This window comes from Enterobacter sp. RHBSTW-00175 (genome assembly GCF_013927005.1).
Classification (GTDB): Bacteria; Pseudomonadota; Gammaproteobacteria; order Enterobacterales; family Enterobacteriaceae; genus Enterobacter.
This window is the reverse complement of the sequence record NZ_CP055931.1, coordinates 63,904-80,792: the sequence shown is the minus strand read 5'-3', so window position 1 is coordinate 80,792 and position 16,889 is coordinate 63,904. Positions and strand designations below refer to the sequence as shown.

Sequence of the window (16,889 nt, the reverse complement as noted above, 5' to 3'; positions counted from 1 at the left end):
ACCCGCCAGCACTTATGGCGGTGTGGGGGGGTTGTGTTAGGTTACGCATTTGCTATAATCCTTTTCAGGCGCCGCGCCTGCTTTCGACCCCCTGAATATCCTTCGTTCCGCCAAGTTCGAGTTGGGATTTCAGGGGGTTTTTGCATTCAGGGTGTGGCTTTTGCCCCTATCACCCTTTCCCTAGACGCTATTACCGGGAACGTCCCACCCGTATGAATACTTGTAAACGCAGGTAAATTACCACGTAGTGAAGCAACGATCAATTCCCCCACCAAAAGATCCCGCAAAGAACATATCTAATTTACCTAATCAATTCATAGAGATATTGAGTCTAAACATTATTAATATTGTGAATATCAACAGGTGTTTTCTCTTGTCTATGTAGATTCAGAGTGAACGCATTTCTTTGTTAATTCAGTGAAAATTCCGCTTCCTCGCTTTGAGTGTTCAGTGCTCGCCTATGGCTGCGCTCCGCCTCAATCAAAGGCTGCGGCGAGCTGTGCTGGCTAGTCTTTCAAGCACTCGTTTAGTTGTTTTAATAATTTTCTGGCTTCTTCATTCTGTTTACGTAATTTTTTATTTTCCTCCAAAGTATAGTATTGAAGGTTTTCTTCTGGGTTAACCCTATTACGATGCACCTCAAGCATATTCTTAGCCATATCGTCATCCACTGTATAAAAATAATACTCAGGATAATCCAGCAGTCTTGCGATTTTAACTACCAAGCTAAAAGGGGGTTCCGTCCTTCCGACTTCGTAACTCGACAACCTCGATCTTGAGTTTTTACCATCTATATCAATAAGTTGAGATAATTTTTCTTGCGATATCCCCGCAGCCTCTCGCGCTTCTCGCAATCTTTTCGGCACCATGTTCACCCCCTTTTTGGGAGTCTAATCTTACAAGGCGCATTCGATATCAATGTCCACAATACGAATCATGGTTGATTTTGTATCATAAAGTAATGTAATCTCTAAGACTCTTTAGATTGACACACCAAAACAACTGAATATAATAACATTACTGTATTTATATACAGTTGTTTTATCATGTTTATGAGTACGCTCGTTCTAGTTTCCGCCAAGCTAGCACGGCGGAAAATGGGGGCTTGTGCCCACAAGGATGGGAACATGAACTTATGGTATGTGCTGTACTGCAAGGCTCAGGATGTTGGTAAAATCACTAAAAGAGTCAATGGATTAGGGGTTAGTGTTTTTTGCCCTCGCTATGTAAGAGTCTCTCACCGAACCGACTGCAATTCGGTTCGGATCGAGGAAAAAGTGTTGTTCCCTAATTATTTGTTCCTCTCTTTTGATATCAATAAAATCCACACCTCAACAATTTCGTCTATCCCTGGGGCTGTCGGCTTCATTCGCTTCGGTTCCGATGCCTGCACCGTTCCCCAGAAAGTGATATCAGCGATTGAATGCGCTCGGCTGATTGCGTTGAACAATGACGATCAAGCTATTGAGTGCCGTAATATCTCGTCCACTTTGCTGCTAAAAATTCAGGAAATCTCGCTTATCAAGTCGATAGAACAACGGCAGGTTGCTTTTTCACACCTGCTGCAATCGTCTAACCCTTAAACCCGACCTCATTTTTTATACATACCAGCACTGCGGGCGATACCCTGCGGTGTCTTTTTAATAGGAGTAACCATCCCCATGCCGAAAAAGAAGTTGGGCGAGCCAACGAGTACGTCGGTGATTTATATCGGACAACAGCGTTACCAACTGTTAGCAAAACATGCTCGTGAAATCAGTTATTTATCCAACACCAATATCAAGACAACAACATTCCTTCACTACCTGATTGATGAATTCACCAAAAAAGGCCATGCCTCACTGCTTAACCAGTTGCAGAAGGCTCCCCCCGCTGAAGAGGAATAAACCATCTAATAGGAGGAGAAATGATTTCATCCGCCGTGCTTCTGACTCTGGCCATGCAATGCGCCCCAACCATTCACCCGGATACATCGCATGATGTAGCTAGGGTCGAATCTGGCTTGAATCCCTTTGCTATCGGGGTTGTCGGCCAGAAAAAAGGGCTTTTCCCCAGCAACATAAATGACGCTCTTGATCATATCGACCAGCTCAAGGCGAAAGGTAAAAATTACTCAGTTGGTCTGATGCAAATCAACCAGGCTAATTTTTCCCGTTACGGTGTCACTGCAAAACAACTGTTTAATCCCTGCACCAACCTGACCGTCTTCGAAAAAATCATCACTGACTGCTACCTCCGGGGCGGCACCCTGAAAAGGGCGCTGAGTTGCTATTACTCCGGCAACTTTGATACCGGCCAGAAGCCCGAAGCCGCATTTTCCAAAACCAGCTATGTACAGCGGATGGGTTACAAACCCGCGCAAAAATATGTCGTGCCTTCCAGCAAGGCCGATCAAGAAAAGCAAAACGCCACACCAGGCAATGCAGCACCCACGCCGCAGATACGTTACCCCAAAGGTATTGTACGCGGCGATCTCATCACCTCCGGCGCGCAAGCGTCACCTAACCAGGCTACACCCGTTTCTTTCCCGTCACAGGTTGTGCGGGGGGAGTTTGTAGTCACTACATCTAAATAAGGAAATATCATGAAAATTTTACGCTCTATCAAAAACGCTCCTGCTCACCTTGCTGCTGTCGCGGCCTCTGCTGCTATGTCCTCACCGGCATTCGCGGACGGGTTCGCCAAAGCCGAAACGTTGCTGGAAAAAATCTCGTCTGGCCTCACCGGTCTGGCCATCGTCACCATTACCATCGCTGTTATCTGGGTGGGTTACAAAGTGTTATGGGACGGCAAAAGCCTTCACGACTGTAAAGGGATCATCATTGGCGGCATTCTTATTGCCAGCGGTGCAGAAATCGGCGCTCTGTTGATGAGCTAAGGGGCGGAAATGGTCACGCTGAATAAAGCCCTGACGCGCCCCGCTATGCTGTTTGGCATTCCGATGGTGCCGTTAGTTATCGTCAGTGGGGCAATTATCCTGCTGGCGATATACCTCACTAAACTTTTGTTGCTGTTCCTGCCGGTAAGCTGGTTTGTCATGAACCAGATGGCTCGAAAGGATGCCCACATTTTCGGATTAGCCTTTTTAAAACTGAAAACGCGGGGCAATAAGACGTGCAACACCCACTACGGCGCAACGGCGTTCCTGGCGAACGACTACGACGCCGTAGACATCACGGAGTTCATCAACACTATGCGACTTAACGAACGGGTCACGCTCACCAAGCACATTCCGTATTCGTCGCACATTCATGAAAACGTCATTAAAACCCGAGGTAGCGACCTGATCGCAACGTGGGAAATTGGCGGAACGGCGTTTGAATGTGATACGGAAGAAAATCTCGACATACTGTCTGGTCAGTTTAATAACCTGATTAAGTCCTTTGAAGGGCGACCGGTGACGTTTTACGTTCACAATATCCGTGAAACGTACCACGATCACTTTGACGGGCATTCGGGTAACGATTTTGCCGATACGGTCAGCGAACGGTACTACTCGACGATTGAAAACCATCCTTTCCGCCATAATCGCCTGTTCTTCACCGCCTGTTATATGCCCTTTGTCGGACTGGATAAGGTCGAGCGCAAACGGATGTCCGACGGACAGAAGCAACATGCGTTAGACAGTGCATTAAAAGAGATGTTGGAGATCTGCCAGACGGTCGGCACGTCCCTGTCGCGTTTCACCGCGAACCAACTCGGGGCGTATGAAGAAAATGGCCGCGTGTTTTCGTCGCAACTGTCTTTCTATCGGCGGCTGTTAAGCGGCGTCTGGCAGAAAACAGCCGTTACGCGCACGCCATTTTATGAAACGCTCGGCACAACCGACCTGTTTTTCACCGGCGATGCCGGGCAAAGCAATAACGTAAACGGAAAGACCTTCTTCCGTGGGCTGGAAGTGAAAGACTACGCGCCGGAATCCTTCACCGGGATAATGAACGTGTTGCTGTATGCCCCGTGTGACTATGTGATCACCCAGTCTTTTACCTGTATGGCGAAAGATGAAGCGCAAAAGCACATCAAGCAGACGGCCAAGCGTTTACGCAGCACGGAAGATGATGCCATTTCGCAGCAGGAAGACTTATTTGTTGCCCTGGACATGTTGCAGGCCGGACACATTGCCTTTGGTAAATATCATTTTTCCCTGATGGTATCGGCACCCGGTACAGAACGGCTGATTAAAGATACAAACAGCCTGATCAACGCCTTCACCGATCTGGGTATCACCCCGACGCTCTCCACGTTGTCGCTGCCCGCTGCCTACCTGGCACAAATGCCGGGGGTGTACACGCTAAGGCCGCGACTTGTCCCCATCAGCAGCCAGAATTTTGCAGAACTGGCGTCATTCCATAACTTCTATACGGGGAAACGGGATAAGAACCCCTGGGGTGAAGCGCTTTGCGTTCTCAAAACCCCATCGGGCGGGGCGTATTACATGAACCTGCACAACTCAATGCTCAATAAGGATGATTTCAACGAGAAAAATCTAGGCAATACCAGCGTTATCGGCACCGCCGGTTCGGGCAAAACAATGCTGATGGCATTCATTCAGGTCATGATGCAGAAATATCGGCAACCCCGGAGTTTTTCGCCGCAGGCTAAAACGCAGCGTCTTACTACCGTTTATTTTGATAAGGACAGGGGGGCAGAACTCAACGTAAGGGCGTTGGGTGGCCAGTATTATAAGGTGAAAAGCGGTGAGCCTACCGGCTGGAATCCCTTCCGGCTTCCACCGACCAAACGCAATCTGAACTTCATCAAGAAGCTGATGCGCATACTCTGCACCCGCAACGGACAAACCTTGTTCCCGCGCGACGAGCTGCGTCTTAGTCAGGCAGTGGATGCGGTCATGAAGGAGCTACCGGCTGAACACCGTGGGTTTGGTATTACCCGGCTGTTGGAGAACCTTACCGAGCCGCCAACGAAGGAAGCGCAGGAAAACGGGTTACGCGTCAGGTTGTCACAGTGGGCGCAGGGTGGCGAATACGGCTGGGTTTTCGATAATGACCTGGACACCTTTGATATTGGCGAATGCGACAATTTCGGCATCGATGGCACGGAATTTTTGGACGATGCCGACGTGTGTGCGCCGATTTCGTTTTACCTGCTGTATCGCGTCACCAGCTTGCTCGACGGGCGACGCCTGGTGATCTTCATGGATGAATTCTGGAAATGGCTCAACGACCCGGTCTTTTCTGATTTCGCCTTTAACGTGCTGAAAGTCATCCGCAAACTGAATGGCGTGTTTATTCCTGGCACACAATCACCGGCTGAAATACTGATTAACCCGATATCTCCTGCCGTGGTGGAGCAGTGCGGCACGCAAATCTTTACGGCAAACCCGAAGGCTGACCGCAAAGACTATGTTGACGGCCTGAAAGTCGCCCCGGAAATCTTCGATATCATCAAGAACCTCGATCCGCTGTCACGCCAGTTCGTGATAGTGAAAAGTCCTCTGAAAAAAGGTGACTTACGCAACTTTGCGGCACTCGTCACCCTTGACCTGTCCGGGCTTGGTACTTATACAAAAGTGTTAAGTAGCAGCGCTGACAACCTCGAAATTTTTGACTCTGTGTTTCAGGACGGCATGAAGCCGGACGACTGGCTGGAACACTACCTGCAACTCGCACTCTGAAAGGAAATAACATGAAACTGAAAACTCTGTCTGCCGCCTGTCTTGCGGGGGCTTTGCTGTGTCCATCACTGACAGCCTATGCCGGTATTCCTGTCATGGTTGATGCTGATCCGTTACGTCAGATTCAATACGCGACCGACGCCCAAAACTGGCTTAAAACGGTGGAACAGTATAAATCCCAGCTTAATGCCTACAAATCGCAACTGGCGACCGCGACCGGCGTACGCAACGTACAGGACTTTTTGAGTCAGGCTAAGGGGCTGTCTAATGACCTTAAAAACCTGCAAAAAAACGGCATTTCACTCAACGACCTGCTGACGAACTCCGGCGGGTCATACAGCAGTGCGCTAAACGGCCTGTACAGCAAGTACAAGATGTTTGACACCTGTGATGCTACGCAGACCCAAAGCTATGCTGATACCTGTAAACAAATCGTCATTAACCGGGCGGTGGCCGTCGAAGATACCACTGCGGTACAGGAGAAGATCAACAGTACAGTGAGTGATATTTCCACCCTTGTAAGTCGTATAGAAATGTCGCAAGACGCTAAAGAGTCACAGGATTTGGCGAACACCATAACGTCAAAAAGTGTACAGTTAAACGCGCTGACCACGCAGTGGGAAATGAGCGTGAAACAGTCGGAACTGCGTGATCAAATGCTGACATCGCAGCGACAAAAAGCCCACCGACAGCAACAACTGAGTGCGCCGGTAGCTGATTTAAACAACTTATGACAAGGATTTTTCATATGACGATTAATAACCGCACTATTTTATCCTCCCTGCTTGTTTTAAGCCTGTTTGCTTTAGGTGGTTGTGAAGAGAAAAAAACTGAAGAGTGGTATATGGCTCATCATGACGAATTAATAAAAGACTATGCCGATTGTTTGAAAACCCAAACATTCAGCAGTGAGCGGTGCATCCCTGTTGTGAATGCTTCCAAAAGGTCAATGAATGAGCCTGACGTTGTAGCTGGACTACAAAAAGTGCAAACAGAGTACGTAAAAAGCAGGATGCATCCAGAGAATAAAAGTCATGAGTAGCGAAGGTGTTTTCTCTGGAATGGATGCCGCTGTAATGAATGGCTTAAACAGTGTTTTACAGGGGCAAATGTCCCTGTATTCAACGCTGATGGCAGGATTAGTTACCGGTTCTGCCACTTTGTACATTCTTTGGCGTGGCTATCAGACACTGGCGGGGAAGCTACATACCCCGGTAGAGGACGTAGCGTGGGACTTGGCGCGAATGGGGATCATCCTAGCATTTGTCACTAATGCAGATGGCTACCTAGACGCCTCGGTTTGAATCGCCACGGAAAATCTAGACACTTCCGAGCCGTTGATAATACTGGTTTTCATATTCTGTCGGTGACATCTGATCGCTAGAACCATGCCGACGCTTACTGTTATAAAACATTTCGATGTAATCAAAAATATCGCTGCGGGCTTCTTCCCGCGTTCCGTAGATCTTTTTCTTTATCCGTTCGCGTTTCAACAACTGGAAAAAGCTTTCTGCAACCGCATTATCATGGCAGTTACCGCGACGGCTCATGCTGCCCTCCAGGCCGTGTGATTTCAGGAACGACTGCCACTCATGGCTTGTGTACTGACTGCCCTGATCCGAATGAACCAGCACCTGTTTTTGGGGATTACGCCGCCATACAGCCATCAGCAGTGCGTTCAGGACAATGTCCTTTGTCATCCGGGATTGCATGGACCAGCCGATAATTTTGCGTGAGAACAGATCAACAACAACGGCAAGATACAGCCAGCCTTCGTGGGTCCTGATGTAGGTTATGTCCGTTACCCAACGCTCATCCGGAGCATCCGGATTGAACTGTCGCTGGAGCCTGTTGGGCGACACGATACTGGCCTCGCCTTTACGTGCCCGCGGGCTCCGGTATCCGACCTGAGCCTTTATCCCGACACGTTTCATCAGTCGCCAGACCCGGTTCACTCCGCACTGTTGCCCGCTGTCCCGCAGATCCAGATGGATTTTGCGATAACCATAGACGCATCCCGATTCCAGCCAGAACTGTTTAATCTGTCCTGTCAGTCTCAGGTCTGCCTGATGGCGTTGTGAATGCGGCTGCTGAAGCCAGGCGTAAAAACCACTAGGATGAACATCCAGCACCCGACAGAGCAGGCGAACAGGCCAGCAACAGGAGTTGTCACGGATAAAGGCGTACCTCAGTCGGACAGCTTTGCGAAGTACGCCGCGGCTTTTTTTAATATGTCCCGTTCGTCGGTAACCCGTTTCAGCTCTTTCTGGAGACGGCGGATCTCGGCCTGAGCATCTGACTGTTCTTTATTAGTGGAAGAATCCGGACCGTACTTCTTTATCCAGGCGTAAAGGCTGTGGGTGGTGATATCGAGACGTGTTGCAACGCTGGCAACAGAATAACCGCGATCAACAACCTGTTTGACTGCTTCAGTTTTAAACTCTTCGGGATAACGCTTACCGCTCATGGGCACCTCTCTTTAAGCCATCTTAAATGACTCTGAGGTGTCTGTTAAACCCATGGCGATTCATTATATATACTACAAGCAGTCCAAGCGGTATAGAAGATGCCACTCCAAAAAAAACTTCATATGGAACTACTTTTATATCAGATTTATTCGCAATATCCCACACAGATAGAAAATACCAGCTTACAGACTCTTTATTTGAAATTTTACTCTCCATAAACTGCCAAATAAAAATAATGCATTGATCTATAAAATAAATCATCAACCCAAATATTATTGATATAAGTATATATTTAAATGAATCCCATGATTTATGCTGTGTATATACATCATAAATAAAAGCCATAATGACACCAGGTATCATTATAGCAACAAGGGATACTGTTAACGAGTCCATATTCACCTATAGATAATTTATAAATCTCTCAATATACGATGTAGTTTATCTAAATCTTTCTCAACTAAATCCCGGTCACTCTGTTTCTCTTCATCTGTCAACTCACCATAAGGAGTGGTCATTTGTTTTTCCCATCTCGATACAAGCTCATGCGGTATGGTAAGGGAACCATCATCATTCGTTACGCATTGTTCATGCAGGTATTTTTGCCAGCGAGACCATCTGCCATGCTCGATATCAGCTAGCTTTTCAATAACACACTTTATATTTTTACTTTCTAATTTCATGCTATCACCTCAAATTAATTTCTTATTCACAAGGTTCCAGTAATGTTGCCCTAATACAGTCAGTTTACAGGATTTAGAGTTTATGGCGGCATGCCACATATGCGTTTCACCTACAGGACGAACAAGATTTACCTTAACGAACCTCTGTAAAAGAGCAAAAATTTCAGTATTTTTCTTGTCGGGCTTGGGGAAATTAACATCATCATTCTGTTCTTTATTGCGCTCAGGTTCAAATGTGGGATCTAAAGGAAAAATATAATTTTCTGTCGTGAAAATTTGATCTAACCTATGTAGATCAGCTAACGAAATTGGTGGTTCAGCTTTCCTTAGAGATATAAATGATTGCACATTAGTCTTAAATACTGGCCGTTGCCCCCATTCTCCCAGCGACTGATCAACATGTGCATATATCCCCCCTGGTGTAACATAGCCTAATAAATTAGCAGCAGCACCATCCAGAGCATCAACGAATAAATTAGTGAATATTCCTCCCTTCTCCCCTCCTAAGGCATACTGCTTATCGGTTGAGGCAGTCATAATAGTTACACCGTCTTTTATTTCTGCCAAACTTTCATCTGTTGGGCGGTCACCTGCCGAGCCAGAGTGACAACTATCTAAAATAATAACTTTATTTTTAGCTTTTGATTTATTAGCAAAAGTTATTATATCGCTTAATTTCACACCATCGTCGCCAGTTTCACAATCCCCTGAACAAATGTAACCTCCTGCTTCATCGATATATCCATGCCCAGCAAAATAAAATAGTGCAATATCAGGTTTACCCTGAAAAAGTTCTGATATTGCAGAGCGTAAATCTCCTCTTCTTACTATTTCTTGCTCATTACGACTTACAATGAGGCGAACTCCAAAATTTTTACTGTCATCGAAATTACGTTCAAGAGAGGTTTGTACTGAAAGGGCATCAGTAACGCACCCTGACAGATGATTAATGTTTTTATAATAATCAATCCCAACTATCAGGGCTTTTCTCATTTATATATATCCTATAATGCGTTGATAAAATCAGTGATATTTTTATCAGACCAAGTGTAAGTATTTACACCGTCTATATTAGTTCTGTCATCTGAATAAGCCCAGATACCACGGATAGGTTTACCTTCTTCTTTTGCGCACTGTATTTCCCACTTTTGCCCACTGGATTTCAGTGAATTTTTACTAACCAGTACGACTACACCATCTGAACGCTTGATACGAGTCCTAACACGCGCTTTCCACTCGGTGTCATAAGGTTCTTTTACTGACATATCTATGAATTCATAAGGTTTTCTTGGGTGGAGCGATTGTCCTTTCAAAAAATTACGTTGAGTTTCATCCTCAATCGCGAAAGCTATGAATAAAACTTTTTTGTCAGCCATGTTAACTCCAATCATAAGAAAATTTTCAGGAGCTATAACAATACATTGCAGCTTAACGAACTTTAAGCATTTTTTTGACCTATGTTGCTTTATCTACCCCAAGTGGGACTCGGCAAAAAACTGTTCTGCCGAGTCTGCCACCACAACCCAAAGTTACCTGATCCTACCCACTATTTTTTGGACAATGCTACATTTTGTATGCTGTTCTCTACGGTTGTTACTATATGTAGAACCAGGCAGGGCAAGATTTCCAGTCAATCGTGAAGGTGAGGTTTGCTCGGCCCCACTTAGAGCTACGGATTTTGGTACTATATAAGTATACCTTCCTCGTACCACTGCAAGCTGGTACTGTTTAAACACACACGACACACTTAAACAGAACCGGTTCTCAAAAATGACCCAAACAGTACCGACCTGCTTTGTTCGCGCTTATCTTCGTGCCTCCACGTCCGAACAGGATGCATCACGAGCACGTAGCTCTATCGATACTTTCGCCACTGAGCACGGGCTGGCCATCTGTAACTATTATATTGAAAATGAGTCAGGTTCACGCCTGGAACGTCCTGAGCTTTTCCGGCTGCTGAAAGACTGTCGGCAGCGCGACATCTTACTTATTGAAGATGTTGACCGCCTTTCACGACTGGCCGGGAATGACTGGATCACGCTCAAGAAAATGATTGCCAGGAAAGATATAAGAGTCGTGGCCGTTAATGTTCCCACTACCTGGCTGCATTTATCTCCGGGGCTGACCGATTTTGATAACCGGATGTTTTCGGCCATCAATGACATGCTGCTCGATATGCTGGCCGCAGTGGCCAGACGCGACTATGAGCAGCGGCGGGAACGCCAGAAACAGGGGATCGCCAAAGCAAAAGCTGAGGGCAAATACCAGGGCAGAAAGGTTAACCAACATCGCTATGATGCCATTAACCGGCTGCTGGCCAGCGGCAGCTCCTGGAGCCAGGTTCAGAAGACCATCAATTGCAGTCGTGGCACCATTAGCCGGGCGATTAAACAGTGTCCCCCAGTTACAGCCCTCCCCTCTCTTTCCGGGCAGTCTGAGAGTGCTACCGCATTTTCCGTGACAGCCACACTGTGGGTGCCGGTGCAGAACGGCAGCAAATTTACCCGTGGGAAGAAAAAGGTCAGAGAAGATATTGCCTGGCTGGTTGAGTGCGACTATGACGGAAAGGTGTTGGACAACAATGAGTACAGCCTGATTTTTACGTATAGCGATGAGGCCGATTTGAAAGAGCAGATTGACGAACTTTTCGACGAGATATACCGCACAGCTGAGATACGTAACTGCGTGGTCGATGATATGACGCTAACCAATGATGCAACTAATCAGGGCTGGAATGAATACGATGGAGGTTGGCAATAATCTATTGAGAGAAGCCTAAACCAAAATTCCCGCCAGTTCCAACACTCAAAAAAAACACTCATATACTCATTTACACATAAAAAACACATTTACTCATTTGTGTTTTTGTGTATAATTAAACTCAAATGAGTAAACACACAAATGAGGTTTAGACATGAAAATTATCGCGTTCCTCAACCCTAAAGGTGGCTCCGGTAAAACGACTGCAACAATCAACGTCAGTAGCTGCCTTGCCAGTTCGGGTAAAAAAATTGCAGTTGTAGATACAGACCCACAGATGAGCCTGACTAACTGGAATAAAGCAGAGAAAGCAGCATTCGATGTTTACACCGCAGCATCAGAGAAAGACGTTTACCAGGTAAGAAAAGATCTGGCTGAATATGACTTTGTGATTATTGATGGAGCCGGTTCTCTGTCAGTTATTACTTCCGCAGCGGTGATGGTCAGCGACCTGATTATCATCCCGGTAACACCCAGCCCTTTGGATTTTTCCGCTGCCGGTTCTGTCGTCACGGTACTGGAAGCCCAGGCTTATAATCGTCCGGTAGAAGCTCGATTCCTCATCACACGGAAAATCGAACAAGCCACCATGCTTAACGTTCTGAAAGATAGCATTGCTCAGACGGGTATTAAGCCGTTTAAAACTGCGATCACACAACGCCAAAGTTACGTTAAATCCGTCATGGAGGGTGAGAGCGTTTTCGATACCAACGATGGAGCAGCAAAGGGCGAGATAGCCATTCTGACGCGAGAAATACTCGAATCATTTGAGTAAAAACTCATATACTCATTTCAGCATATTAGAGGTTATGTATGGCACTAACTAAGCAACATACATCAAAAACAATGAGTTTCGGTGAGCATCGAGATCTTGAAAAAGTCGTCAATAGCACACCCACGGGAAAGCAAAAGAGAGTCAACGTTAACTTTGATGAAGAGATACATACCCGCTTCAAAGCTGCGTGTGCAAAACAAGGTACATCTATTACTGATGTGATAAAGGATTTGGTCGATAATTGGCTGAAAGAAAATGACAAGTAAGGTAATGACTCCAACTTATTGATAGTGTTTTATGTTCAGATAATGCCCGATGACTTTGTCATGCAGCTCCACCGATTTTGAGAACGACAGCGACTTCCGTCCCAGCCGTGCCAGGTGCTGCCTCAGATTCAGGTTATGCCGCTCAATTCGCTGCGTATATCGCTTGCTGATTACGTGCAGCTTTCCCTTCAGGCGGGATTCATACAGCGGCCAGCCATCCGTCATCCATATCACCACGTCAAAGGGTGACAGCAGGCTCATAAGACGCCCCAGCGTCGCCATAGTGCGTTCACCGAATACGTGCGCAACAACCGTCTTCCGGAGCCTGTCATACGCGTAAAACAGCCAGCGCTGGCGCGATTTAGCCCCGACGTATCCCCACTGTTCGTCCATTTCCGCGCAGACGATGACGTCACTGCCCGGCTGTATGCGCGAGGTTACCGACTGCGGCCTGAGTTTTTTAAATGGCGGAAAATCGTGTTGAGGCCAACGCCCATAATGCGGGCGGTTGCCCGGCATCCAACGCCATTCATGGCCATATCAATGATTTTCTGGTGCGTACCGGGTTGAGAAGCGGTGTAAGTGAACTGCAGTTGCCATGTTTTACGGCAGTGAGAGCAGAGATAGCGCTGATGTCCGGCGGTGCTTTTGCCGTTACGCACCACCCCGTCAGTAGCTGAACAGGAGGGACAGCTGATAGAAACAGAAGCCACTGGAGCACCTCAAAAACACCATCATACACTAAATCAGTAAGTTGGCAGCATCACCCGCTAACTTTGCAACAGTGCCCCTAATCGTGTTCAGCAGAATAGCCGGAGGAAGTTTCCTACTGTCGATAAGAAAGGATTGGCACAGGGAGTGTGAATATCGAAACACCATCACAGAATAATGCCAGATAGAAATGCGATAGTAGGGTTGGATATTTAAATAAGGAGCATCCAGACTTAAAATGAATATGACTGCGTAACCAGGCGCAATAAAAAAAGCGAAAGAATCGCTTTTATTCTGGTTGTTTTTTCGAAGAGTGACCGTTTTCTGAGATGACAAGAAATAAGGAAGTCCTATGATCGCTAGCGGAATAGTTCAAAAACTGAATGCGCAAATGAATCAGGAGTTTTATACCTCAAATTTGTATCTTCAGCTCAGCCAGAGGTGCAGCGAGAATAGCCTTAATGGCACCGCACTATTTTTGCGTCATCAGGCGCAAAATACGGTGACGCAAATGATGCGCATGTACGAATACATCAAACAGAGCGGCGCCACGCCGGTGTTACAGGAGCAACACGCCCGGTGCGGTGAATTTTCCACGCTGGAAGATCTGTTTGAGCAGACGGTAAGCGATTACCAGAAGCGCATTAATGCGCTGACCTCTTTGACGGAAGACGCCCAGGCAGCAAACGATAAGTCAGCGATTAACTTCCTGAAGCGATACAGAAAAGAGGAAATCGTGGACGGGACGCTGTTGCAAATCATTCTGGATGAAGTCCGCAGCGCTAAAAAAGCGGGCATCAACATGCAGCAAACCGACCACTATCTGGTTGGCGTGATCGATCGCTATCACTAAATCAATTTCGCAGTACGAGGAGGTTTTACGCCTCCTCAGAAAATCTGTTTTACATCAGAAACAGAGGTTTATGCCAGTGAACATTTGATACCCAACACGTCATAGTGATTTTTTAACTTAGCGTTTTTATATCGTGCCAAAAATGTCTCTGCTTGTGTCTTTATATTAAGGAAGGTGCGAATAAGCAGGTCATTTCTTCCCAAGCTGACTCGCTGATTAAAATTTCGCGGATCTGGGCCGATTTTTTTCCCGCAAACACATCGAATCAGCCTATTTAGGCTATTTTTTCCACCATTTCTGGCGTTATTTCCGGTTTTTACTGAGATCTCTCCCACTGACGTATCATTTGGTCCACCCGAAACAGGTTGGCCAGGGTGAATAACATCGCCAGTTGGTTATCGTTTTTCAGCAGCCCCTTGTATCTGGCTTTCACGAAGCCGAACTGCCGCTTGATGATGCGAAACGGGTGCTCCACCCTGGCACGGATGCTGGCTTTCATGTATTCGATGTTGATGGCCGTTTTGTTCTTGCGCGGATGCTGCTTCAAGGTTTTTACCCTGCCGGGACGCTCGGCGATCAGCCAGTCCACATCCACCTCGGCCAGCTCCTCGCGCTGTGGCGCTCCTTGGTAGCCGGCATCGGCTGAGACAAATTGCTCCTCTCCATGAAGCAGGGGTCCGCTTGGAAAAAGGAAATTATCCTACGCTAAGCGCATTTTTTGCACAGATGGCTACCGACTGAACGTAACGTGTGAGTCATGATCAGAAATGTGTTAACTCTAGGAATTGACACGACTTACTGTTTGATGGGGAAATCATGTTTAGCTATCTCAAGGCTATGTATCATCAATCAAAAATTCAGGCTGAACTCAAGGTACAGATACATGAACAAACTACGGTTAATGCTATCTGTCATCACCCTGAATCAATCGAGATCATTGCGGTTTGTTCGACTGATGCGTATTACCGAAAACGTAAGGACGCTGCTTTTCTGACAACCTGTTCTGTGCTCATGCGTACTTTAAAAGATGAATCCGTACCGATGGTACTACGGAAAACAGCATGGCGATTATTGAACGAAAGATACCAACGAATTAAGTTAAATCAGGCTTATAGGATAGAAAATTTCTTGCTTGTTGCCGATTTTGAATATGCTCTCGAAGAACATGATGAACTAGCAGAGTAGTACTAGTGAGGCGATGAATACCGACAGTTAACGTGCATGTGACTTAAACGTCCGAAACCGAACGATTACGTACAGCATGTAGACAACATGTCCGAAAGTAAGCAAAACCATTAACGGACAGCCGGATCATTTCGTACATCCCTTACGGTCAGGGGTTCGCGCTCAATGGAACGAAATCACCCGTTAGCTTAAAACGCTTAACGTAGGATAATTTCCTTTTTCCAAGCGGACCCGTTAAAAGCCATCCCATTTCTACCAGCGTGGTGATGCTGGCAACAGTGGTGGTGGTGGTGGCCACTCATAATCTGGCATTCGGGGTACTGACCGGTGTGCTTATCGCTTCCCTGAATTTTGCCACTAAAGTGGCGCGTTTTCTGGCTGTCTCTTCAGAACTCAGGGAAGAGTCCCGGCTCTATAAGGTCACCGGGCAGGTGTTCTTTGCCTCCGCCGACCGCTTTATGGCGTATTTTGATTTTCGTGAAGCTGCAGAGAAAGTTGTCATTGATGTTACGCATGCCCATTTCTGGGATATCACGTCGGTCAGCGCACTGGATAAGGTGGTTATTAAATTCCGCAGAGAAGGAACAGACGTTGAGATCCGCGGGATGAACGAAGCAACCCGTACTATCGTTGATCGCTTTGGTGTTCACGATAAACCCGAAGAAATCGAAAAACTGATGGGAGGTCATTAATGTCAGGAATTAATGCTATGGACAACACCGTTATTGCCTGCGTGGATGGATCGTCATCAACACGCGCCGTGTGTGAGTATGCAGCCTGGATTGCCGGGAAGCTTGACGTTCCTCTTGCCCTGCTGCATGTGCTTGAAAAAAATGAACAACCGGCAGTTTCTGACCTTACGGGGACTATCGGTATTGACAGCCGGGAGCAACTGACGCAGGACCTTGTCCGAATAGAAGGGGAGCGTAACCGCCTGCTGATGACTCAGGGACGCGCCATTCTTGCCGGATGCGCGGAACTGCTCAGCCAGATCGGTATCCTGGATGTTCAGCAACTTCAGAAACATGGCGCACTGGATATCATCCTGGCTGACCTGAAGGGTATTCGTATGATGGTGCTCGGTCGCCGGGGAGCACAGAACCCGGTTGGCAGCAATCTGGAGAGCATTATCCGCCTGCAGAAAAAGCCGGTAATGATTGTACCTGAAACTTTTTCTGTACCTTCAAGAGTCATGTTTGCGTTTGATGGCAGTGAGGAAAGCCGGAGAAACCTGCGTCGACTGACGCTCAGCCCTCTGCTGCAGAGCCTGGAATGTCATATCGTAATGGTTAACGGCGATGCTCATACCCTCGAAGAGGCAAAGCGTAGTCTGCAGTGCGCTGGCATCAGTGCGATATCCCGGTTAGCTGAAGGACGCTCGGTAACGGAGGCGCTTTGTCGTTACGCCGCAGACAACGGCGTGGATTTGATTGTCATGGGGGCATATGGGCACTCTTCCCTGCGACGTTTTTTCATCGGCAGTAACACAACTGCGATGCTCGAACAGACCAGAGTCCCGCTGTTAATGCTCAGATAAGTCGGAACCCGGAGGA

At 47.0% G+C, this 16,889-nt stretch carries 21 protein-coding genes and 2 pseudogenes; 15 read left to right on the top strand and 8 right to left on the bottom strand.

The window, feature by feature from the left end:
* Positions 1–506: 506 nt before the first annotated feature.
* Complete coding sequence (locus HV107_RS26505; protein WP_008815933.1) at positions 507–869, bottom strand: helix-turn-helix transcriptional regulator; 363 nt, start codon at positions 867–869, stop codon at positions 507–509.
* A gap of 258 nt (positions 870–1,127) precedes the next feature.
* Here HV107_RS26505 and HV107_RS26500 point away from each other — a divergent pair, with 258 nt between their 5' ends.
* From HV107_RS26500 to HV107_RS26465, 8 genes are all read left to right on the top strand, one after another.
* Complete coding sequence (locus HV107_RS26500) at positions 1,128–1,583, top strand: transcription termination/antitermination NusG family protein (RefSeq protein WP_016361119.1); 456 nt, start codon at positions 1,128–1,130, stop codon at positions 1,581–1,583.
* Positions 1,584–1,661: 78 nt separating this feature from the next.
* Positions 1,662–1,886 carry a hypothetical protein gene (locus HV107_RS26495; RefSeq protein ID WP_008815931.1) on the top strand — a complete coding sequence of 75 codons (225 nt, stop codon included), beginning with the start codon at positions 1,662–1,664 and terminating at the stop codon, positions 1,884–1,886.
* Positions 1,887–1,906: 20 nt separating this feature from the next.
* On the top strand, positions 1,907–2,575 hold the full coding sequence (locus tag HV107_RS26490; RefSeq protein ID WP_032490873.1) for a lytic transglycosylase domain-containing protein: 669 nt from the start codon (positions 1,907–1,909) through the stop codon (positions 2,573–2,575).
* A gap of 9 nt (positions 2,576–2,584) precedes the next feature.
* Positions 2,585–2,878: a TrbC/VirB2 family protein gene (locus tag HV107_RS26485; RefSeq protein WP_032490874.1), complete on the top strand. Its 294-nt coding sequence runs from the start codon at positions 2,585–2,587 to the stop codon at positions 2,876–2,878.
* A gap of 9 nt (positions 2,879–2,887) precedes the next feature.
* Positions 2,888–5,635: a VirB3 family type IV secretion system protein gene (locus tag HV107_RS26480; RefSeq protein ID WP_182063611.1), complete on the top strand. Its 2,748-nt coding sequence runs from the start codon at positions 2,888–2,890 to the stop codon at positions 5,633–5,635.
* Positions 5,636–5,646: 11 nt separating this feature from the next.
* Positions 5,647–6,369 carry a type IV secretion system protein gene (locus tag HV107_RS26475; RefSeq protein ID WP_050296633.1) on the top strand — a complete coding sequence of 241 codons (723 nt, stop codon included), beginning with the start codon at positions 5,647–5,649 and terminating at the stop codon, positions 6,367–6,369.
* Between the two features lie 14 nt (positions 6,370–6,383).
* Positions 6,384–6,677 (top strand): EexN family lipoprotein, encoded by a 294-nt coding sequence (locus tag HV107_RS26470; protein WP_032490877.1) that lies wholly within the window; start codon positions 6,384–6,386, stop codon positions 6,675–6,677.
* Entirely contained in the window at positions 6,670–6,939 is a 270-nt protein-coding gene (locus HV107_RS26465) for a type IV secretion system protein (RefSeq protein ID WP_182063610.1), read from the top strand. Before HV107_RS26470 ends, HV107_RS26465 begins: the two co-directional genes overlap by 8 nt.
* A 15-nt stretch (positions 6,940–6,954) precedes the next feature.
* Here the strand turns inward: HV107_RS26465 and HV107_RS26460 are convergent.
* From HV107_RS26460 to HV107_RS26440, 5 genes are all read right to left on the bottom strand, one after another.
* A protein-coding gene (locus tag HV107_RS26460; RefSeq protein ID WP_172747731.1) for an IS3 family transposase occupies positions 6,955–8,102 on the bottom strand; the annotation gives its coding sequence in 2 pieces (ribosomal slippage) (positions 6,955–7,865 and positions 7,865–8,102; 1,149 coding nt in all).
* A gap of 22 nt (positions 8,103–8,124) precedes the next feature.
* Positions 8,125–8,448 (bottom strand): hypothetical protein, encoded by a 324-nt coding sequence (locus tag HV107_RS26455; protein WP_182063609.1) that lies wholly within the window; start codon positions 8,446–8,448, stop codon positions 8,125–8,127.
* A 68-nt stretch (positions 8,449–8,516) separates the two neighbouring features.
* Positions 8,517–8,786 carry a hypothetical protein gene (locus tag HV107_RS26450; protein WP_182063608.1) on the bottom strand — a complete coding sequence of 90 codons (270 nt, stop codon included), beginning with the start codon at positions 8,784–8,786 and terminating at the stop codon, positions 8,517–8,519.
* Between the two features lie 9 nt (positions 8,787–8,795).
* Positions 8,796–9,779, bottom strand: coding sequence for a caspase family protein (locus tag HV107_RS26445; protein ID WP_182063607.1), 984 nt, complete (start codon positions 9,777–9,779; stop codon positions 8,796–8,798).
* A gap of 11 nt (positions 9,780–9,790) precedes the next feature.
* Entirely contained in the window at positions 9,791–10,162 is a 372-nt protein-coding gene (locus HV107_RS26440) for a TIR domain-containing protein (protein ID WP_182063606.1), read from the bottom strand.
* Between the two features lie 394 nt (positions 10,163–10,556).
* Between HV107_RS26440 and HV107_RS26435 the strand changes: the two genes are divergently transcribed.
* From HV107_RS26435 to HV107_RS26425, 3 genes are all read left to right on the top strand, one after another.
* Positions 10,557–11,546, top strand: a complete 990-nt coding sequence (locus tag HV107_RS26435; RefSeq protein ID WP_044715113.1) for a recombinase family protein — start codon at positions 10,557–10,559, stop codon at positions 11,544–11,546.
* A 154-nt stretch (positions 11,547–11,700) separates the two neighbouring features.
* Positions 11,701–12,321, top strand: a complete 621-nt coding sequence (gene parA / locus HV107_RS26430) for a ParA family partition ATPase (RefSeq protein ID WP_044715110.1) — start codon at positions 11,701–11,703, stop codon at positions 12,319–12,321.
* Positions 12,322–12,359: 38 nt separating this feature from the next.
* The gene (locus HV107_RS26425; protein WP_044715105.1) at positions 12,360–12,587 is read left to right on the top strand and encodes a plasmid partition protein ParG; all 228 of its coding nucleotides are present in this window, start codon (positions 12,360–12,362) and stop codon (positions 12,585–12,587) included.
* A gap of 15 nt (positions 12,588–12,602) precedes the next feature.
* Here the strand turns inward: HV107_RS26425 and HV107_RS26420 are convergent.
* Positions 12,603–13,300 (bottom strand): IS1-like element IS1B family transposase gene (locus tag HV107_RS26420; protein ID WP_095033700.1). Its coding sequence is split into 2 segments (ribosomal slippage): positions 12,603–13,051 and positions 13,051–13,300, totalling 699 coding nucleotides; the frame shifts between segments, so codons are not numbered across the junction.
* Between the two features lie 350 nt (positions 13,301–13,650).
* Between HV107_RS26420 and HV107_RS26415 the strand changes: the two genes are divergently transcribed.
* Positions 13,651–14,151, top strand: coding sequence for a non-heme ferritin-like protein (locus tag HV107_RS26415; RefSeq protein ID WP_001752509.1), 501 nt, complete (start codon positions 13,651–13,653; stop codon positions 14,149–14,151).
* Positions 14,152–14,467: 316 nt separating this feature from the next.
* On the opposite strand, the pseudogene HV107_RS26410 reads toward HV107_RS26415, so the two are convergent.
* A pseudogene (locus tag HV107_RS26410) lies at positions 14,468–14,830 on the bottom strand (transposase); the annotation flags it as partial.
* A gap of 137 nt (positions 14,831–14,967) precedes the next feature.
* Here HV107_RS26410 and HV107_RS26405 point away from each other — a divergent pair.
* The 3 genes and pseudogenes from HV107_RS26405 (at position 14,968) to HV107_RS26395 (ending at position 16,873) form a co-directional block, all read left to right on the top strand.
* Positions 14,968–15,336, top strand: coding sequence for a hypothetical protein (locus HV107_RS26405; RefSeq protein WP_032677090.1), 369 nt, complete (start codon positions 14,968–14,970; stop codon positions 15,334–15,336).
* A 233-nt stretch (positions 15,337–15,569) separates the two neighbouring features.
* Positions 15,570–16,028: pseudogene (locus HV107_RS26400) on the top strand (STAS domain-containing protein); the annotation flags it as partial.
* Between the two features lie 17 nt (positions 16,029–16,045).
* Positions 16,046–16,873, top strand: coding sequence for a universal stress protein (locus HV107_RS26395; protein WP_103284487.1), 828 nt, complete (start codon positions 16,046–16,048; stop codon positions 16,871–16,873).
* Positions 16,874–16,889 lie beyond the last annotated feature (16 nt).

What these genes read in the sequence shown, in the direction of transcription:
- HV107_RS26495 (WP_008815931.1), top strand. Translation starts at nt 1,662, where the DNA reads ATGCCGAAAAAGAAGTTGGGCGAGCCAACGAGTACGTCGGTGATTTAT.
- HV107_RS26505 (WP_008815933.1), bottom strand. Translation starts at nt 869, where the DNA reads ATGGTGCCGAAAAGATTGCGAGAAGCGCGAGAGGCTGCGGGGATATCG.
- HV107_RS26485 (WP_032490874.1), top strand. Translation starts at nt 2,585, where the DNA reads ATGAAAATTTTACGCTCTATCAAAAACGCTCCTGCTCACCTTGCTGCT.
- parA (WP_044715110.1), top strand. Translation starts at nt 11,701, where the DNA reads ATGAAAATTATCGCGTTCCTCAACCCTAAAGGTGGCTCCGGTAAAACG.
- HV107_RS26500 (WP_016361119.1), top strand. Translation starts at nt 1,128, where the DNA reads ATGAACTTATGGTATGTGCTGTACTGCAAGGCTCAGGATGTTGGTAAA.
- HV107_RS26415 (WP_001752509.1), top strand. Translation starts at nt 13,651, where the DNA reads ATGATCGCTAGCGGAATAGTTCAAAAACTGAATGCGCAAATGAATCAG.
- HV107_RS26425 (WP_044715105.1), top strand. Translation starts at nt 12,360, where the DNA reads ATGGCACTAACTAAGCAACATACATCAAAAACAATGAGTTTCGGTGAG.
- HV107_RS26455 (WP_182063609.1), bottom strand. Translation starts at nt 8,448, where the DNA reads ATGGCTTTTATTTATGATGTATATACACAGCATAAATCATGGGATTCA.
- HV107_RS26395 (WP_103284487.1), top strand. Translation starts at nt 16,046, where the DNA reads ATGGACAACACCGTTATTGCCTGCGTGGATGGATCGTCATCAACACGC.
- HV107_RS26445 (WP_182063607.1), bottom strand. Translation starts at nt 9,779, where the DNA reads ATGAGAAAAGCCCTGATAGTTGGGATTGATTATTATAAAAACATTAAT.
- HV107_RS26470 (WP_032490877.1), top strand. Translation starts at nt 6,384, where the DNA reads ATGACGATTAATAACCGCACTATTTTATCCTCCCTGCTTGTTTTAAGC.
- HV107_RS26450 (WP_182063608.1), bottom strand. Translation starts at nt 8,786, where the DNA reads ATGAAATTAGAAAGTAAAAATATAAAGTGTGTTATTGAAAAGCTAGCT.
- HV107_RS26480 (WP_182063611.1), top strand. Translation starts at nt 2,888, where the DNA reads ATGGTCACGCTGAATAAAGCCCTGACGCGCCCCGCTATGCTGTTTGGC.
- HV107_RS26490 (WP_032490873.1), top strand. Translation starts at nt 1,907, where the DNA reads ATGATTTCATCCGCCGTGCTTCTGACTCTGGCCATGCAATGCGCCCCA.
- HV107_RS26440 (WP_182063606.1), bottom strand. Translation starts at nt 10,162, where the DNA reads ATGGCTGACAAAAAAGTTTTATTCATAGCTTTCGCGATTGAGGATGAA.
- HV107_RS26475 (WP_050296633.1), top strand. Translation starts at nt 5,647, where the DNA reads ATGAAACTGAAAACTCTGTCTGCCGCCTGTCTTGCGGGGGCTTTGCTG.
- HV107_RS26465 (WP_182063610.1), top strand. Translation starts at nt 6,670, where the DNA reads ATGAGTAGCGAAGGTGTTTTCTCTGGAATGGATGCCGCTGTAATGAAT.
- HV107_RS26405 (WP_032677090.1), top strand. Translation starts at nt 14,968, where the DNA reads ATGTTTAGCTATCTCAAGGCTATGTATCATCAATCAAAAATTCAGGCT.
- HV107_RS26435 (WP_044715113.1), top strand. Translation starts at nt 10,557, where the DNA reads ATGACCCAAACAGTACCGACCTGCTTTGTTCGCGCTTATCTTCGTGCC.